The organism is Anaerococcus sp. NML200574 (assembly GCF_026131665.1).
In the GTDB taxonomy this organism is placed as follows: Bacteria; Bacillota; Clostridia; order Tissierellales; family Peptoniphilaceae; genus Anaerococcus; species Anaerococcus kampingae.
In genome coordinates this window covers 58,976-74,972 of the sequence record NZ_JAMXSM010000002.1, presented here as the reverse complement: position 1 = coordinate 74,972, position 15,997 = coordinate 58,976, and the positions used below count along the sequence as shown (strand labels likewise).

Below are 15,997 nucleotides of genomic sequence, written 5' to 3'. Positions count from 1 at the left end.
TTTATAAATCAAGCCTATAAAGTTCATTTCCGCACTCTTTAAAGCCAAATTTACTAAATAAATTAAGACTAGGCTCATTAAAATCATAAATCTCAGCCTTTAAATATCTAAGTCCCTTATCTTTAGCATAATCAATCAAATTTTGCAAAACAAGAGAACCAAGACCATTGCACCTATAATCCTTATCAAGAACAAGGGCAACCATATTATCATCAAAAATAGCACAATCACCAATAAGCTTATTATCATATTCTATATAAAATAAGTCCCCGTGCTTAGATAAATAAGTATACATCCTAATAAGGTCATCCAGCTCATAAGCTTTCTGGACTCCATCAACCATCTTCACAGTAAGTGGGTCTTTGTACCAGGCTAAACTTATATCATAAGCAGGGAAATAATCTATTATTTCGATCTCTTTCATAAGTTTTTAAACCCTATACCAATCATTATCCAGAAGCTTTTCTATATTTTTCTCATTATTTACAAAAATCTTGCCCTTATATGGGATTTCGTATTGGTAGACTTTGCCTAGGTGGTTGATTTTAAGAATATTCTTATATGAATAGTCTATGCTTATATCCTCTATCTCATTCCGGGCCATGAATAGGAAGTCTTTTTTTAGTGAATTTGACATTTCAGATTCATAGATTCCCTTTGGGCCAAAATGTAGGATAAAGGTCCTAGTGCTATCAAATACATAATACAAATTGCTTAAGAGTAACTTTATAAGTCCCTTAGCGGCAGAATTATGCTTAAAGGCTACAAGGTAGGCTCCCTCATCTCCAAAGGCTTCTTTTACTTTTTCTTCTATTTCTTCATTTGAATTAAATAATAATCCCATAATTTCTCCTATTTAAATATGAATACTTCCTTAATGTCCTTATCAAAAACCTTGCAAATCTTATAGGCTGTCTCAAGGGTCGGGCTTATAGTATTATTTTCATAAGCCATTATCGATCTGCGCTTAAGACCTACCATTTTTGCCAAAGCATTTTGAGAAAGACCCATTTCCTTCCTAAATTCTTTGATTCTATTATCTATTTCTACTTCTATCATAGAAAACCCTTCTTTTTTGTTACATTTATAGTACTATTTATGTTACTTTTATAGTACCATATTTATAAAATTTATACAAGTATAAATAAAAAATCTCTAAACATTTTCATGCAAGAGATTAAAATTATAAATCAAATGTTTTTATACTGGAAAATTATGTGTTCATAATTAATATTAATAGTAAAATATGCATCAAAATCATAAGAGGCAGGCCCATTTTATAATAAGCCTTCTTGGTTTTATGCCTAAAAACTTTCATACCAATAAGGCCACCGACAGCTCCACCAATAAAAGATAGGCCTAGCAAAAGTCCATTTTTAAGTCTCCGCTTATCTCTGTTAGCCCTATACTTGTCAAAGCCAAAGGCTAAAAAACTTATCAGATTAATAAGTCCCAAATATATCAATAAATATGGCTTATCCTCAAAAAATCCGACAAAATCAAAAGAAAGACTTCTCATATCCTTTCTAAAAAGCAAAAACAAAACAAGCTCAATCACAAAGTTAGCAAAGGCAAATACTTTTAGGCTAAGCCCTTCCTTAGCTGCATTCCTATCAAAGATCAAAATAGCAAGGATAAGTCCCAAAGACCCACCACATATCCCCATCAAATAGAGAATTAAGTTCAAAATATTTTTTATAATTCCAGACCTAAGAGACTTGTAAGGAATATATAAAACAAGGCCAAGTATATTGATCAAACCAAGATAAATAAAAATTTTATCCATCAATCTTCTCTAATCTAAAAATATTAATTACATCAGCATCAGGACAAGCAAAACGCACATCCCCAGCCCTAGACTTAGGAAGTTTTCCCCCATAACGGAGGATATCCACCATAGGAAAGAGAGTATGCATAGCAAGCGAACAAAACTCTCCCCTATCAGTATCAAAATCCCAAGTTTGTCCAATCTGATAGCCCTTATGACAAGGACACTCCCCCTTCTTATCAACTAAAGTAATTTTAATTTTCGGTCTCATAATCTTATCCTAACCAATGCCACCTACAAAAATTGAGCCATATAAAATGGTAGGTAGTATATGTCCTTTTCCTTCTTAAAATCCTTATTATGGATCACATACTTATTTCCAACATTCTTGGAATATTTTTTGGAAAATTCATCCAAAGATGTATGCTTCCTATAATTAGAAGATTTTACCTCTACAGGACTTACCTTATTAGCCTCTGTTATCAAATAATCTATGTCATAAGTCCTCTTTGCAGTCTTGTCATAATAAGTATGGTAAAAGAGCTTATATCCTTTTGCAGCGAATGTTTGTCCGACAATATTTTCATAAAGCATACCCAAATTAGATGACAATTTATTAGAAAGGATCTTCTTATATATAACATTATCTGTGAAATCCCTATCCTTAAACATAAGAGTAACCATTAGCCCAGTATCAGCTAAATACATCTTGAACTTATCAAGATTTAAATTTCTAGATAGACCCGTACTAGGATCATTGGCATTATAGGCTATCAGTACAGTTTTAGACGCTTTAAGCTCAGAAATCTCTTCTAACAAATCACTAGCCCTTGAATTTTTAATAACGCTTGACACTTGATACCTAGATGAAGCTCTAGCCAATTCAGCAGGTATCGAATCAAAAAGTGTAGATATTTTTCCACTTGGATCAATCTTATAAAAATCCTGCTCATAAAGATTAATTATATCCCTTTTAACTTGATCCACCATCCTAAAATTATTAGTATCAATATAAGCCTTGATAGCCTGAGGCATACCACCCACAAGCATATAAAGCCTAAAAAGCCTCATCATATTCATATTCGCATCCTCACCAAGAGGCTTTTTGCTAGTGAAGAATTTTTCAAGCATATTATTAGTTACACCTTCACCAGTAGCCCATAAAAATTCCTCAAAGTCCATAGGAAACATTTCAATTTTCCTCTCTTCACTAGGAATTAAAATACCTTCAACATTTTTCTTGATTGAAATTAGTGACCCAGTTTCAATATAATCATACCTACCATCGGCAACAAGCTTTTTTATAGCTTGACGAGCAAGAGGATTAAATTGAACCTCATCAAAAATAATCAAAGACCCTCTCTCATGGAGATCTACACCATAGTGTAATTGCAGCTGTAAAAATACATAGTCCAAATCATTAACATCTTTAAAAAGATCAATAATGTGGCCTGGTGCAAAAGCAAAATCAATCAAAATATAAGACTTATACTCAGCCTTAGCAAACTCTTCAGCAATAGTAGATTTCCCAACACGCCTAGCTCCTTCAATCAAGAGAGCTGTAGTCCCTTTGGAAGAATCCTTCCAATTTAGAAGGTCCTTATAAATCTTTCTTTTAAACATATAAACCACCCATCTTACAAATACGCATTATACTTTATATCATTTTACCACAAATACGCAACAGAATAAATGCCATATACCTACAAATACGAAATAGAAATATAGTGATTTTACCGCAAATACGCATTAAAAATTAAAATATTCAAATCAATAAAGGGGCTTAAATAGCCCCCAGCACTTATTTTCCATTAGCAATACTTACTATTGCATCAGTTAAAACCTTTGAAAAATTAATATTTAATTTATTTCCTAGATCGTTCGACCATTTAGGAATTGATAGGGTTTTTTTCACAAGTTCCTGGCTTGCAAAATAGTCCTTCAAATCTACATATACCATTGATACAAAAGACTTATCCTCATCATAGTAGCCATCAAACTCTGGATCATCTTTGAAAGGAAAGTCATCTTTGATTGATAAATCCTTAATTGATGATTTGCTTGGAAGTCTGCTTTGTGTTTCTACAAGGTCACTTGCTAATATTCCTAGATAATCGCTCGCCATAAATAAGGCATCTTCAATGGTATCACCTTGGGTGCCTGCCCCCTCTAAGTCTGGAAAGTAAACAAAGTAACCACATTCTTCTGGTGTATAATAAAAAATCGCAGGATAAGAAACGAACATAATATACCTCTTTTTTTAAGAATGGGGACTATAAAAGCCCCGCATCCTTTAAAATACCACGCTCAGTTCCCTTTTTAAGTTCACCATGTGGTATAATAATGGGTCTTGGAAGTCCGGGCTTAGTCATTTTTACATGACTCCCTTTACCTCCATCTACTTTTACAAACCCACGTTTTTTTAGTAACTTGACCATTTCATTTTGTTTGATAGCCATTTTTACCTTTCTGAAATCTTATATTTCAATTATACTACGTATTAATACGTAGTGTCAATTCCAACCTCATCAAATAAACCTATTTCAATATTTTCGCAAGACAAAAGATTCCTCCAGTACAGTCGAAATAAGGGTATGGAAATATAGCTAGGTCTAAACAAGGGAAAAGAGAAAACTCTGTAGTCACCATTTCCCTTCTCGAACGGAGTGAGAGAACTCATGGTTCTTTTAATAAAGGGTTCTGTAACTACATCGGCATTAGGTATATCTTACAATTCCCTTGCATCGACCTCAGTAGCAAGCCCGTCGGCTCTCAGAGACATGTCTATTAGATATGCCTAGGCATTGTTATTTATTAAAATCAAAGCACAACTATATATACTCATCGTACTAATAACATATCGTTCTAGGTATTTCTAAAAATTTATGTATGCGTAATAGTTTTCTCCACTCGCTAGGCTCAATCGAAACAAGGGAGAAGAAAAAAACTCCCCAAACCCAACTCTGGGTCTGAGAAGTTTGTCTTATCTTAATAAGTCTGATCTGATGTAGCCTTCACGTCCGTTAAATCTTACCTTGGACCAAGCTACTCCGTCTTGGTAGATTTCTTCTAGGAAGTCCACTTTGCTTTCAGCTGGCACTGATAATATAAAGTTTTCTTCAAATGAAGTTGGGCCTTCTCTTAGGTTGGCTAGAACATTTGTTGTCCTAGTTTGCTGATTAGGATGATTTTTATTAGCTTGAGCTTGGTTTTGCTCAGGTTTTTCAGCTGGTTTCTCAGCTTCTTCCTTCTTAGGCTCTTCTTTCTTCTTTTCTTCCTTAACTTCTTCGGCTGGCTTTTCTTCCTCTTTGCCTTCTATATTATCAAATACAGACTCTACTTTTACATCTCTTTTCTCATATACTTCTTCCTCTTTGCTGCATGATGCAAGCAAGACAAGGGCAAAAAGAGTTAAAATTATATTTCTTAATTTCATTTCTTTCTCCAAAAATCAAATATAGATCTTTTCTTCTTTTTAGCTTCCTTAATCTGGTCGTATCCTGATCTAATATACTCATCATCCAAAATCTTTTGTGGGTTAATTTCTGCAAGGATTTTAAACTTATCCTCTCCGATTATATCAATAATTTCTCTTTTTTCATCCTTGATATTTGGGCTTCTCCACTCTGATTGGTGGGCATCTGTCCCTAGGAAATGGACCATATCTCTCTCAAGTAAGGTTCTTGTAGTCCTTTGGCTTGAAACTATCGATGAGTAATTGACCTGGATTAGAGCACCCATCTTAATGAAATCTAGGAGATAGTCAGGATTTTCCTTAACATAGGCATATCTTTCAGCATGGGCAATGATAGGAACCAAGCCCTCCAGCTGAATATTAAAAATCAAATCCTTAAGGAATAGGGCCTTATTCATAAAGGGTAGTTCCAATAGGACATACCTGCTATCAGCAAGTTTGTTTAGACTACCATCATTTATAAGCTTGACAGTATTGGGCTCTACTTGGATTTCATGGCCTGGATATATCTTAAAATCCATCCCCCTTTTTGCAATCTCTGCATTAAGAATGGCAGCTTTTTCTCTAATCTCGTCAGGGTCAACCATGTATCTAGACCTATCGAAGTGGCTTGTGGCAATAGTTTTTGTAAAGCCATTAGCCAGGTAGATTTCTACCATCTTCATCGATTCTTCAAGCGACCTAGACCCATCATCCACGCCATAGATAATATGGCAGTGTGTATCAATCATTAATAGTATCCCTTATAATTAAATTCTTTGACATCAGCAAAGGTAAGGACAGCACCGATAACCTTGGCATTGACCTTCTTTAGATTATCAAGGGCTCTAGCTATCTCTTCCTTTTTGGTGTCGTTGGATTTAATTGAAAAAATCATACCATCGCAGAAGGTAGACACAATAGATGCATCTGTAAATAGACCTACTGGAGGTGTGTCTATAAATACATAGTCAAAAGACTGGGATAATTCATTGACCAAGTCTTTGATATGGTTAGAAGCTAAAATCTCTGCTGGGTTAGGTGGTGTAGGACCTGAAAGAAGCAAGAATAGATTCTCTTGACCCTTGTCCCTATAAAGAGCCCTATCAAGCTCAAGCTTGCCTGTAATAACATTGGTAAGACCCACGTTATTATCAATACCAGCCACAACCCCCACCTTAGGTGCCCTAAGGTCGAAATCTAGGAGGACAACCCTCTCGCCATTTTCGGCAAAAGATTGGGCAAGTTTGTAGACTACAGTAGTCTTACCCTCACTAGGCTTAGAAGAAGTCATAGCAATTATTTTATTTTTGTGATCAATATCTGCAAACTGGATATTAGTTCTAACAGAACGAATAGCCTCATCATATAGACTTGAATTGTAATATGAATGTTTTTTAGCCATAATCTCCCCCCTACTTTTTTACCTTGTGCTTATCAGGAATAAGACCAAGCACAGGAATATCAAATGCCTCAGTCACTTCTTCACTAGTTTTAACCCTAGTATTAGATAGCTCCATAATAAGGGCAATACCAATACCTAATATAAAACCAAGCATAGCACCAATAGCGGTATTTCTCATAACCTTTGGAGAAGATGGCTCTTCAGGCAAGGTCGCCTTATCTAGGATTTGGACATTGTCCACATTCATAATCTGAGTAATAGAATCCTTAAAGATCATAGAAGTCTCATTGGCAATATCAGCTGCTCTTTGGGCAATAGTATCAACAACCTTCACAGAAATAATCTGAGTATCCTTCACAGGCTCGATAGATACCTTTCCAGAAAACTCCTCATAATCCATATCAAGATTAAGGTTAGCAATAACCTTATCAGCAATCCCCCTAGATTTAACAATCTCAGAATAAGTAGAAACAAGGGCCCTGTTAGCATTAATCTGACTAAGCTCCACATCTGCTTGCTTGTCCGTCTGTTCCTTAGAGCTGCTAACAATCATAGAAGTATTAGCCTCATACTTTGGACTAATCACATACTTAGATAGCCCAAAAGCCCCCGCTCCCGATAGTATAGCAAAAATCAGAATAAGTAAGCTATGCTTAAGAATCTGCTTACCCAATTCCAATAAATCAATTTCTTGTTCGTTCATTAAAATCTCCTCGTAAATATTTCTTTGTATAATAATTTAGTATGAAAAAATACTATATCTAACTACTATTTTATAATAAATTGACTTAAATTTCAATGATTAAGAGTAATATAATCATTTAACTTTTTAATATAATAACACTACTAATATTATAAAATATATTTACATCCAAAATAAAGTATATGGATAAATACCATTCCACTCAGGTCTCAGTAGTTGAACACAAATAAAATAAATCAAAAAACATACCATTGAAATAAAAGATATTAATTTATGATTAACATTAGCTCTATTACAAATAATATTAGGAATTACTATTATAATAAATATATTAAAATAATTAGAAAATCTATCTAATAAATTAAAACTAAGGGAAACAATCAATAATGGGATTCCAATAAAAATCAAATTTAAATATCCGGAATATATATTTTCATTTCCAAACTGATATCTGTAATAATAACTAGAAGCAATGTAGATGATTGAAATAATTAATAAATTAATTACAGTAGCAATTCTAATTATCCCATCGTTATATTCCGTAGTTAAATAACTAGCATATTTAGGTATATGTTCTATTGCATATAACATTATGATGTCAAACTGTTTCATAAAAATTATACTTACAATAATCATTAAAAGTTTTACATACACGTTTAGTTTTAAATTAAAAACAGGGTAGGCGATTAAAAAAACAAATGCACTAATATGGAATGTAGAAGCTAATAAAATAGATAAGAAAAACAAAATTTTTCTTTTTTCTTTAACATATTCAAATCCAATTAAACATATAGAAATTGCTATACTTTCTCTAATTCCACTCATAAAAAAAGCCATATACCCAAATGTTACAATAAAAAAATAACTCATTGCAGGATTTTTAGAATTATTAGAAATAAATATAATAATACCTGTCCATATAATTATGCTAGACATTATAATAATAATTTGAGGATTTATGCTCAATTTACCTAAAGCTTTATTTAAGTAAATAAATCCGGGTTCAAATCTATTAAAAAAGATGTTTGATGCACTATAATTTATGTCCTTATATAACTCTACATATTTTATAGTATCATTACCAACCGAATCAGCTCTTAGGCCACAAATTAACATGAAAAATATACCAATAAAAATTGCATATTTAATATTTGATCTACCTTTTAATGAGTTATTACTACATTTTATTGTTAAAAAAACTAATATAAATAAAATAATTATATAAAAAATCATATCTATCCCTTTAAACAATCTTCATAAAATAATTCTAACTGTTTAGTGGTGTTATCAATTGTAAATTTCGATTTTCTAAATAGTTCTGATTTTATTTTACGTTGTGAAAAATCAGTAGCAATTATCTCAGTTACCCATTTTTGTACATCTTTATTTCTTATTCCTAAAAATCTAGTATCCCCAAAAAAATCTATTTCTTTTGTTATCCTATCTGACGCTATTATTGGAATACCATATGCTTGCGCCTCCATTGCAACAAGTGGAAACCCTTCATATAAAGACGGTAGTAATATCAAGTTTATCTTATCGTAATAATTTTGAATATCATTTACTTTACCAAAGAAAAATACATTTTCGGTTAAATTATTTTCTCTAACTTTATTTTTAATATCATCCATTAATTTCCCATCACCAAATAACCACAACTTATAACTCTTATCAATTTCATGAATTTTTTTGAAAATTTCAATTAAAAATTTGTGATTTTTTTGGTCATTAAAATTACCTACGTGCCCTAGAATAATTTCATCATTATTTATTTTATAATATTTAGGTTGAAAAATACTAGTATCAATCCCATTATATACAACTTTAAAATTATGATTTTTAAATAAAAATTTACCAGCTGCAGAACTACATGCAATATAATGTGTAGCATAATGGCCCATAGGAAGCTGAAGAAAATAATTGCGAATTGCTTTAAATAAATTATCAGAGTATTTAGTAGCATGAGAATGTAGTATTCTGATCTCAATTCCATGATTCTTACATATCGGAAATACTAAGGCAGCTACATTTGCTGAATGTAAATGTACAATATCATATTTATTTTTTTTAAGTATAGCATTTATCTTCTTTTGTATTTTAATAGTATTGAATAAACTTAATTTTTCATCAAGTAAATAAACTTCGCTTTCATTTTTCTTTGCAAAATCAATAAAATTAGAATTTTTAACATTTTCTATTATCAAGTAATCAAAATTATAGTCTTTATTAATTCTTAATTGAGTATTTTTCAAAAAAGATCCGACGCCTCCAACTGGGGTTCTTGGTAATATATGCAATACTTTAACCATAAATCTTCTCCTTTTTTAATCCTATAAAATTACAAATAAACTCACAATTATTTTTATTTGAATATTCATTTACTATATAATTAACACTTCGTCTTTTTTCAGAATAATAGTCGTTGCCCCTCAAATTATCTTTAATTTTATTTATTAGATCATTAAATGTTTTTACACACGCACCAGGCATAATATCTTCCAAATTATTAAAATTAAGTCCTCTATTTTCTTTATAATCATCAATATCATTATTAGTAAAAATAATAGGTTTTTGTATTAATAAATAATCAAAATAAACAGATGAATAATCTGTAATCAAGCAATCAGTTTCTCGTAAAAAACTGTATAAGCTTGTATTGTTATCTTTTAGGAATTTTTCATCTATAAAAACTATATTGGACAAATTACCAAATGATAATCCTTGTTTACTTTGGATAGGGTGCAACTTTATAACAAGTAAACTATTATATTCAATCAATATATTATTTAAAAAATTCATTTCACCATAGCTAGATATCAACGGTAATATTTTGTCGTCGTTGGATGAGTTTGACTCATGAATTATGTCTGAATTTCTAAAAGTAGGCATCCAAATTAAAATCTTATCATAACCTTGAAATAATTTATTTCTTTCCATTGTATTGCTATAAAATACATCCGTTCTTGGTTGACCACAATGAAGTATTCTATCTGAGCTACAATTAAAAGACTTACTCATAATTTCATCAAAATAACTACTTGTTGATAAAACATAATTGAAGTAATCATACTTATTTTTTTCTTTACCTTTTTCCATATTTCCAATTTTTTTTAGAGGCATGCCATGCCAGAGATTAACAACAACTTGACTTTTGGATGGCATAATTGGGTATTTACCAAATGAATAAAAAAAGTATTTCGATGTCAGAAAATAATATAATCCTATTACACAATTGACGTACTTAACATTATCAACCTTTTTAATTTCTTTATAATCATTACTTGCAATAATGATTTCATATAATTCTTGATAATTATTTAAAATTAAATAATCAAATAGAGCTTCCGAATTATCTCTAAATCCTAAATTAGAATAAAACACAATTTTTTTATTTGATTTAGGAATTAGTTTATTTATATACTCTAAAATTTTACATATATATATAGCTATTTTTTTCATGTAACCTCTATCTTAATAATTTAGTAAATATTAGTAGTCTAATTTTTTTTGGCAACAATGATACAATGAGTTGAACAATTATAGTTTTAAAGTAATCCAACTTGCTGATATATCCAGTGTTTAAAATTTTTTTCCTAGCATCTCTATATTTTTTAAAATATGCCCAACCACCTCGACGTTCAATCATAGAATAACCTGTTCTAGCATAAACAAGGTAATCATCAATATTAGCACATTTTGCTCCAGCTAAAATCATTCGAATCCACATCATATCATCTTCCATTAATGGACAATGTTCATAATTACCCGCTTTTAAAACAGCACTTTTCTTATACATTACTGTCATATGATTAAAAGCACTTCGCTGTTTTTGATACTTTAATATATCATTATGAGTTAAAGGCACTTTTCTTCTTGATAACTCATTTTTAATATTGCCTTCAAATTCTATTATATGACTTCCACAGATATCTAATTCTTTATCATCAATAAACATATTTAATTGTTTTTCAAAGCGATCAGATCTTGCAATATCATCTGTGTCCATTCGTGCAACTAAATCAAATGTACACCCATTAATTCCATCAGCTAATGCTGGACCTAGTCCTTTATTTACTTTATTATTTATCACCTTAATTAGATATGGATATTTATCAATATAATTATTCACACTTTTGAACAATTCATCAGATATGGGACCATCAAATACAATAACTATTTCGTCGGGTAAGATTGTCTGTGAAAGAATACTATCCATGCACTCTTGGAAATATTTATAATTCTCTTTTATATATAGCGACATTAACACTGAAAACTTTGGATAATTCATAATTACTCTCCTAATTATACTTTTTACCAAAAACTGCCATAATAGTTCTATAGATGGTTATCATATCGGTTAATATAGAAAAATTCTCTATACTTTTCAAGTTATACTTCATTTTTACAGGCAGGATATCATTAATGTAAACTTCATCAACATTATCAGAAGATTCTAAAAATGTTGATTCATCTTTAAATCTTATTGAAGTCTCGCTGGTTATACCAGCAGGGAGAAGCAATGTTGCCATATACTCAGGTTTATATTGGTTTACATACTTTGTAATTTCAGGCCTGGTCCCTACAAAACTCATATTACCATATATGAGATCAAATATTTGAGGTAATTCATCTAATCTGTATTCTCTTAATTTAATACCAACTTTTGTAATTCTATCATCATTTTTTAATGTTACTGATGTCCCGTACTTATCAGCTTCATTTATCATCGTCCTAAATTTGTGAATGTGAAATATTTTGCCATAAGAAGTTACTCTTTCTTGTCTGTAAAATATAGGACCGTCAGAGTCTAACTTTATGATGATTGCTATGACAATCAGTGGGATAGAAAATAATATTAATAATATTATTCCTCCAATTATGTCAATAATTCGTTTTAGTAAGAGACTTACCTTCTTTTTTTTAAGTAAATTATAGTAGTACTTAACTTCACTGTTTCTCATAAATTCGGGGATATCTTCCCATTCTTTTAACAATATTATTACTCTCCTATATTAAATTAAAATTCAAAATTAAACACAACTCAAATTAATATTTATTATTATAATTGTCAAATAAATATCTTTAAATATTAAGATATAAAAATCAAATTAATTTGAAGCGTTAAAGTCTAATAAATCTCTCTTTATCTGCGACGTGCTTATTTCTGGTGTTCTTGGTAGATAGACAACCTCAACTCCTTCTTTTTCTAAAAAGTCAAATTTACCTTTCCAATCATCACCCATTACGAAGATATCAACTTGATATAAATGGACATCTGATCTCTTCTGTTCCCAATTTTCTTCAGGAATCACTAAATCTACACACCTCAATGCTTCTAATAATTTCTTTCTTTGCTCAAAAGTAAAATAAGTCTTTTTATTCTTTTCTATACTATTGAACTCATCTGTTGATATAGCAACAATCAAATAGTCTCCTAAAGCTTTTGCTCTTTCTAATAAATTGATGTGCCCATAGTGAAGTAAATCGAATGTACCATATGTTATTACTCTTTTCATAATTAAATCTCCCTTAAATTTATTAAATTAAATTTTAAAGTCAGTCTCAATTATTTTACTATATTTCTCAATAACATAATCAACTTCTTCATCTGTAAGCTTAGTATGAAGAGGTAGTGTTATTTCATTTTCATATCGCTTATAGGCATTTGGGTAATCTTTTATATCAAAACCTAAATTTTTATAAGCTGTTAATAAAGGAAGTGGTTTGTAATGTACGTTACATGCTATGCCCACTTTTGCCATTTCTTCTATTATTGAGTTTCTATCTTCTAAGCTTATTCCAGGTACTCTTGTTATATAAAGATGACCTGATGATGAATGAATATCGTTATAATGGTCTAAGACTTCTATGCCTAAAGGCTTAAATGCTGCATCATATTTTTTAATGATTTCCCTACGTCTTTTTAAAAGCTCTGGGTATCTTTTTACTTGAGCTAGACCAATTCCAGCTAGGACATCTGTCATGTTGCATTTATACCATGGACCAACTACATCATATTCCCATGAGCCTAGTTTTGTTTTGCTTAGGGCATCTTTTGATTGACCATGTAAGGATAGAAGTTGATATTGCTTGTATAATTTTTCATTATCTAATCCTTCACTATCCTTCCATGTAGAGTATCCGCCTTCAGCTGTAGTGAAGTTCTTAACAGCATGGAAGGAGAAGTTTGAGAAATCTGCTACTGAACCGGTCTTCTTACCCTTATATTCAGCTCCTAAAGAGTGTGCAGTATCAGCAACTACAATTATCCTTCCAAAATTTTCTTGGATTTCATTATTTGCTTTAAATAGATTTTTCTTTCTTTCTACTATTTCAAAGATTTTGTCATAGTCACATGGTATACCTGCAAGATCAACGGGAATAATTACCTTTGTCTTTTCAGTAATGGCTTCTTCTAACTTTTCATAATCCATCTCTAAACTATCTTCCTGAGTATCAACCATTACAATTTTAGCGCCTACATGGTCTATTACAGATGCAGATGCTGTGTAAGTATAAGCACTTGTTATAACTTCATCTCCAGGTCCAATACCTAGGACTCTTAGGGTCATTTCAGCAGCTGCTGTCTGTGAATTTAGACATACTCCTATGTTAGTATCAGTAAATTGATTTAATTCTTTTTCTAGTTTCTTTGTTTTTGGTCCTGTTGTTATCCATCCAGATTTGAGTGCGTCAACAACCTCATCTATCTCTGCTTGTGATATGTCTGGTGGCGAAAATGGTATTTGCATTTTAACTCCTTTGTTTTCCTATAAATGTAGTAATAAGTTTATTAATTATCTCTACTATATCATCATTATCTAAGTGTTCTTCATTTATTACTGACTCTAGGTCTTTGAAGAAATCTTCCCTTGAGAAATCTAATGGCTTTCCTACTGATATTCCTTCGTGGACTGTTTCTGATAGGTTCTCCTCATCCATTAGTTTTTCTTCGTAGAGCTTTTCTCCTGGTCTAAGGCCAGTGTAGACTATCTTCATGTTTATATCCGGTTCATAACCTGATAGCTTGATTAGCTGTCTCGCTAGGTCATCAATCTTAACAGGATCTCCCATATCTAGGACGAATATTTCGCCACCCTCAGCAATAGACCCTGCTTGGAGAACTAGTTTTACAGCTTCCTTAATTGTCATAAAATATCTAATAATATCAGGGTGGGTAACTGTAACAGGGCCCCCTTCTGCTATTTGTCTTTTGAACAATGGTATTACTGAACCATTTGACCCTAGGACATTTCCAAAACGTACTGCTACAAATTCTGTCCTTTGAGATTTGCCAGCTAATTCTGTAACTGGGTCGACTATAAAGGTATGGTCACCATCCCTTGCTACTATCTTGCTTAGTATCCTATAATTTTTATTTTCTCTAACATCGTTTAGTCCTTGGATTATCTTCTCACAGACTCTCTTTGTAGCCCCCATTATAGATGTAGGGTTTACAGCCTTGTCTGTAGATATCAGAACAAAACGCTTTGCATTATATATTAATGATAAGAGTCCTACTATATAAGTACCTCTGACATTGTTTTTGATAGCTTCCATTGGGCTTACTTCCATTAATGGTACATGCTTGTGGGCTGCAGCATGGAATACTATGCTAGGCTTATATGTTTCAAATACTTGTTTGACCCTGTTGTAGTCTCTTACAGACCCAATTAAGGTTAGTAAATTGAGGTCTTTGTGAGTCCTTTTTAATTCTTGCTCTATATCGTAGGCGTTGTTTTCGTATATATCGAAAATTATAAGAAGCTTAGGACCATATTGGGCAATCTGCCTACATAGTTCAGAACCAATCGAGCCACCCCCTCCTGTGACGAGTACTACCTGGTCATTGAGGTATTCATATGTTTCGTTAGAAAAAATCTTGACTGGTTCACGACCTAGAAGGTCTTCTATCTCCACATCCTTCATCTTGGATACTGATATCTTACCTGATACAAGTTGATAAAGTCCTGGTAAGACCTTTACCTCTGCATTTGTATCACTGCATATGCTAAGGATTTCTTTCTTATCTCTTTCTGCCGCTGATGGTAGGGCTACTAGGATTAGATCTACAAATTCCTTATCTACTAGCTCTTTTATCTTATCTCTATCACCATATATGATTGTATTATCTATATAGCGGCCCTTCTTGCTTGGGTCATCATCTATGAATCCTACTACCTTTATCCTGGTATTTTCTTGAACATTAGATTTGTTAATGTCTTCCATTATAGTTTGACCAGCAGAGCCAGCCCCGATTATTATCGCCTTCTTATATGAAGGGTCTCTCCTAAGTACATTATACCTAGCTTGGATAAGTAGCTTTTTGGCAAACCTTAGTGCTACTGTGCCAGTGTATTGAATGATAAAGCCAAATATAAAATATGAGGCTGGCATTCTCTCGAATAATAATGTTATACCTATAATATGAGTGAATAGCGATATGATACAGGCCAAGCTAATCTGAATAAGCTCATTATATGATGCATATTGCAAAATCATCTTATAAAGTCTAAATAATGAATAAATAATGATTGTAATAGCTGTATTTATAAAAGCATATTTGATAAAAGCCGACAATTACTCTGTAGGTATGGCTGAAAACTCTAAATCGAACCTAAAATACAAGGCAAAAAAGTATGAAAAATTGATTATTATAATGTCAAA

At 31.7% G+C, this 15,997-nt stretch carries 20 protein-coding genes; all 20 read right to left on the bottom strand.

Annotated features, from left to right (window positions below):
- Position 1: 1 nt before the first annotated feature.
- Entirely contained in the window at positions 2 to 424 is a 423-nt protein-coding gene (locus NH286_RS01335; RefSeq protein WP_265236310.1) for a GNAT family N-acetyltransferase, read from the bottom strand.
- Between the two features lie 6 nt (positions 425 to 430).
- Complete coding sequence (locus NH286_RS01330; RefSeq protein WP_265236308.1) at positions 431 to 844, bottom strand: histidine kinase; 414 nt, start codon at positions 842 to 844, stop codon at positions 431 to 433.
- A gap of 8 nt (positions 845 to 852) precedes the next feature.
- A complete protein-coding gene (locus NH286_RS01325) occupies positions 853 to 1,056 on the bottom strand; it encodes a helix-turn-helix transcriptional regulator (protein WP_311531271.1) in 204 nt (67 codons plus the stop codon).
- A gap of 157 nt (positions 1,057 to 1,213) precedes the next feature.
- Entirely contained in the window at positions 1,214 to 1,786 is a 573-nt protein-coding gene (locus tag NH286_RS01320; protein ID WP_265236304.1) for a DUF1294 domain-containing protein, read from the bottom strand.
- Positions 1,779 to 2,039, bottom strand: coding sequence for a TIGR04076 family protein (locus NH286_RS01315; protein WP_265236302.1), 261 nt, complete (start codon positions 2,037 to 2,039; stop codon positions 1,779 to 1,781). The genes NH286_RS01320 and NH286_RS01315 overlap by 8 nt, the downstream gene beginning before the upstream one ends.
- A gap of 23 nt (positions 2,040 to 2,062) precedes the next feature.
- Positions 2,063 to 3,391, bottom strand: coding sequence for an ATP-binding protein (locus NH286_RS01310; RefSeq protein WP_265236300.1), 1,329 nt, complete (start codon positions 3,389 to 3,391; stop codon positions 2,063 to 2,065).
- A 178-nt stretch (positions 3,392 to 3,569) separates the two neighbouring features.
- Positions 3,570 to 4,013, bottom strand: coding sequence for a type II toxin-antitoxin system HicB family antitoxin (locus tag NH286_RS01305; RefSeq protein WP_265236298.1), 444 nt, complete (start codon positions 4,011 to 4,013; stop codon positions 3,570 to 3,572).
- Positions 4,014 to 4,041: 28 nt separating this feature from the next.
- The gene (locus NH286_RS01300) at positions 4,042 to 4,227 is read right to left on the bottom strand and encodes a type II toxin-antitoxin system HicA family toxin (protein WP_265236296.1); all 186 of its coding nucleotides are present in this window, start codon (positions 4,225 to 4,227) and stop codon (positions 4,042 to 4,044) included.
- A gap of 524 nt (positions 4,228 to 4,751) precedes the next feature.
- Positions 4,752 to 5,204: an SH3 domain-containing protein gene (locus tag NH286_RS01295; RefSeq protein WP_265236294.1), complete on the bottom strand. Its 453-nt coding sequence runs from the start codon at positions 5,202 to 5,204 to the stop codon at positions 4,752 to 4,754.
- The gene (locus NH286_RS01290; RefSeq protein WP_265236291.1) at positions 5,201 to 5,974 is read right to left on the bottom strand and encodes a tyrosine-protein phosphatase; all 774 of its coding nucleotides are present in this window, start codon (positions 5,972 to 5,974) and stop codon (positions 5,201 to 5,203) included. Before NH286_RS01290 ends, NH286_RS01295 begins: the two co-directional genes overlap by 4 nt.
- The gene (locus tag NH286_RS01285) at positions 5,974 to 6,627 is read right to left on the bottom strand and encodes a CpsD/CapB family tyrosine-protein kinase (RefSeq protein ID WP_265236289.1); all 654 of its coding nucleotides are present in this window, start codon (positions 6,625 to 6,627) and stop codon (positions 5,974 to 5,976) included. Before NH286_RS01285 ends, NH286_RS01290 begins: the two co-directional genes overlap by 1 nt.
- Before the next feature lie 10 nt (positions 6,628 to 6,637).
- Entirely contained in the window at positions 6,638 to 7,330 is a 693-nt protein-coding gene (locus NH286_RS01280; RefSeq protein ID WP_265236288.1) for a YveK family protein, read from the bottom strand.
- A gap of 162 nt (positions 7,331 to 7,492) precedes the next feature.
- On the bottom strand, positions 7,493 to 8,563 hold the full coding sequence (locus NH286_RS01275) for an EpsG family protein (RefSeq protein WP_265236286.1): 1,071 nt from the start codon (positions 8,561 to 8,563) through the stop codon (positions 7,493 to 7,495).
- A 2-nt stretch (positions 8,564 to 8,565) separates the two neighbouring features.
- Positions 8,566 to 9,639, bottom strand: a complete 1,074-nt coding sequence (locus tag NH286_RS01270; protein WP_265236284.1) for a glycosyltransferase — start codon at positions 9,637 to 9,639, stop codon at positions 8,566 to 8,568.
- Entirely contained in the window at positions 9,632 to 10,789 is a 1,158-nt protein-coding gene (locus NH286_RS01265) for a CDP-glycerol glycerophosphotransferase family protein (protein ID WP_265236282.1), read from the bottom strand. Before NH286_RS01265 ends, NH286_RS01270 begins: the two co-directional genes overlap by 8 nt.
- A gap of 7 nt (positions 10,790 to 10,796) precedes the next feature.
- The gene (locus NH286_RS01260) at positions 10,797 to 11,618 is read right to left on the bottom strand and encodes a glycosyltransferase (RefSeq protein WP_265236280.1); all 822 of its coding nucleotides are present in this window, start codon (positions 11,616 to 11,618) and stop codon (positions 10,797 to 10,799) included.
- A gap of 10 nt (positions 11,619 to 11,628) precedes the next feature.
- A complete protein-coding gene (locus tag NH286_RS01255) occupies positions 11,629 to 12,291 on the bottom strand; it encodes a sugar transferase (protein ID WP_321160841.1) in 663 nt (220 codons plus the stop codon).
- Between the two features lie 147 nt (positions 12,292 to 12,438).
- Positions 12,439 to 12,846 carry a glycerol-3-phosphate cytidylyltransferase gene (gene tagD / locus NH286_RS01250; protein ID WP_265236276.1) on the bottom strand — a complete coding sequence of 136 codons (408 nt, stop codon included), beginning with the start codon at positions 12,844 to 12,846 and terminating at the stop codon, positions 12,439 to 12,441.
- Positions 12,847 to 12,873: 27 nt separating this feature from the next.
- A complete protein-coding gene (locus tag NH286_RS01245) occupies positions 12,874 to 14,082 on the bottom strand; it encodes a DegT/DnrJ/EryC1/StrS family aminotransferase (protein WP_265236274.1) in 1,209 nt (402 codons plus the stop codon).
- Position 14,083: 1 nt separating this feature from the next.
- A complete protein-coding gene (locus NH286_RS01240; RefSeq protein WP_321160840.1) occupies positions 14,084 to 15,832 on the bottom strand; it encodes a nucleoside-diphosphate sugar epimerase/dehydratase in 1,749 nt (582 codons plus the stop codon).
- Positions 15,833 to 15,997: the final 165 nt, after the last annotated feature.

Coding starts and splice junctions, on each gene's coding strand:
- NH286_RS01335 (WP_265236310.1), bottom strand. CDS start 424: ATGAAAGAGATCGAAATAATAGATTATTTCCCTGCTTATGATATAAGT.
- NH286_RS01330 (WP_265236308.1), bottom strand. CDS start 844: ATGGGATTATTATTTAATTCAAATGAAGAAATAGAAGAAAAAGTAAAA.
- NH286_RS01320 (WP_265236304.1), bottom strand. CDS start 1,786: ATGGATAAAATTTTTATTTATCTTGGTTTGATCAATATACTTGGCCTT.
- NH286_RS01315 (WP_265236302.1), bottom strand. CDS start 2,039: ATGAGACCGAAAATTAAAATTACTTTAGTTGATAAGAAGGGGGAGTGT.
- NH286_RS01310 (WP_265236300.1), bottom strand. CDS start 3,391: ATGTTTAAAAGAAAGATTTATAAGGACCTTCTAAATTGGAAGGATTCT.
- NH286_RS01305 (WP_265236298.1), bottom strand. CDS start 4,013: ATGTTCGTTTCTTATCCTGCGATTTTTTATTATACACCAGAAGAATGT.
- NH286_RS01300 (WP_265236296.1), bottom strand. CDS start 4,227: ATGGCTATCAAACAAAATGAAATGGTCAAGTTACTAAAAAAACGTGGG.
- NH286_RS01295 (WP_265236294.1), bottom strand. CDS start 5,204: ATGAAATTAAGAAATATAATTTTAACTCTTTTTGCCCTTGTCTTGCTT.
- NH286_RS01290 (WP_265236291.1), bottom strand. CDS start 5,974: ATGATTGATACACACTGCCATATTATCTATGGCGTGGATGATGGGTCT.
- NH286_RS01285 (WP_265236289.1), bottom strand. CDS start 6,627: ATGGCTAAAAAACATTCATATTACAATTCAAGTCTATATGATGAGGCT.
- NH286_RS01280 (WP_265236288.1), bottom strand. CDS start 7,330: ATGAACGAACAAGAAATTGATTTATTGGAATTGGGTAAGCAGATTCTT.
- NH286_RS01275 (WP_265236286.1), bottom strand. CDS start 8,563: ATGATTTTTTATATAATTATTTTATTTATATTAGTTTTTTTAACAATA.
- NH286_RS01270 (WP_265236284.1), bottom strand. CDS start 9,639: ATGGTTAAAGTATTGCATATATTACCAAGAACCCCAGTTGGAGGCGTC.
- NH286_RS01265 (WP_265236282.1), bottom strand. CDS start 10,789: ATGAAAAAAATAGCTATATATATATGTAAAATTTTAGAGTATATAAAT.
- NH286_RS01260 (WP_265236280.1), bottom strand. CDS start 11,618: ATGAATTATCCAAAGTTTTCAGTGTTAATGTCGCTATATATAAAAGAG.
- NH286_RS01255 (WP_321160841.1), bottom strand. CDS start 12,291: ATGAGAAACAGTGAAGTTAAGTACTACTATAATTTACTTAAAAAAAAG.
- tagD (WP_265236276.1), bottom strand. CDS start 12,846: ATGAAAAGAGTAATAACATATGGTACATTCGATTTACTTCACTATGGG.
- NH286_RS01245 (WP_265236274.1), bottom strand. CDS start 14,082: ATGCAAATACCATTTTCGCCACCAGACATATCACAAGCAGAGATAGAT.
- NH286_RS01240 (WP_321160840.1), bottom strand. CDS start 15,832: ATGATTTTGCAATATGCATCATATAATGAGCTTATTCAGATTAGCTTG.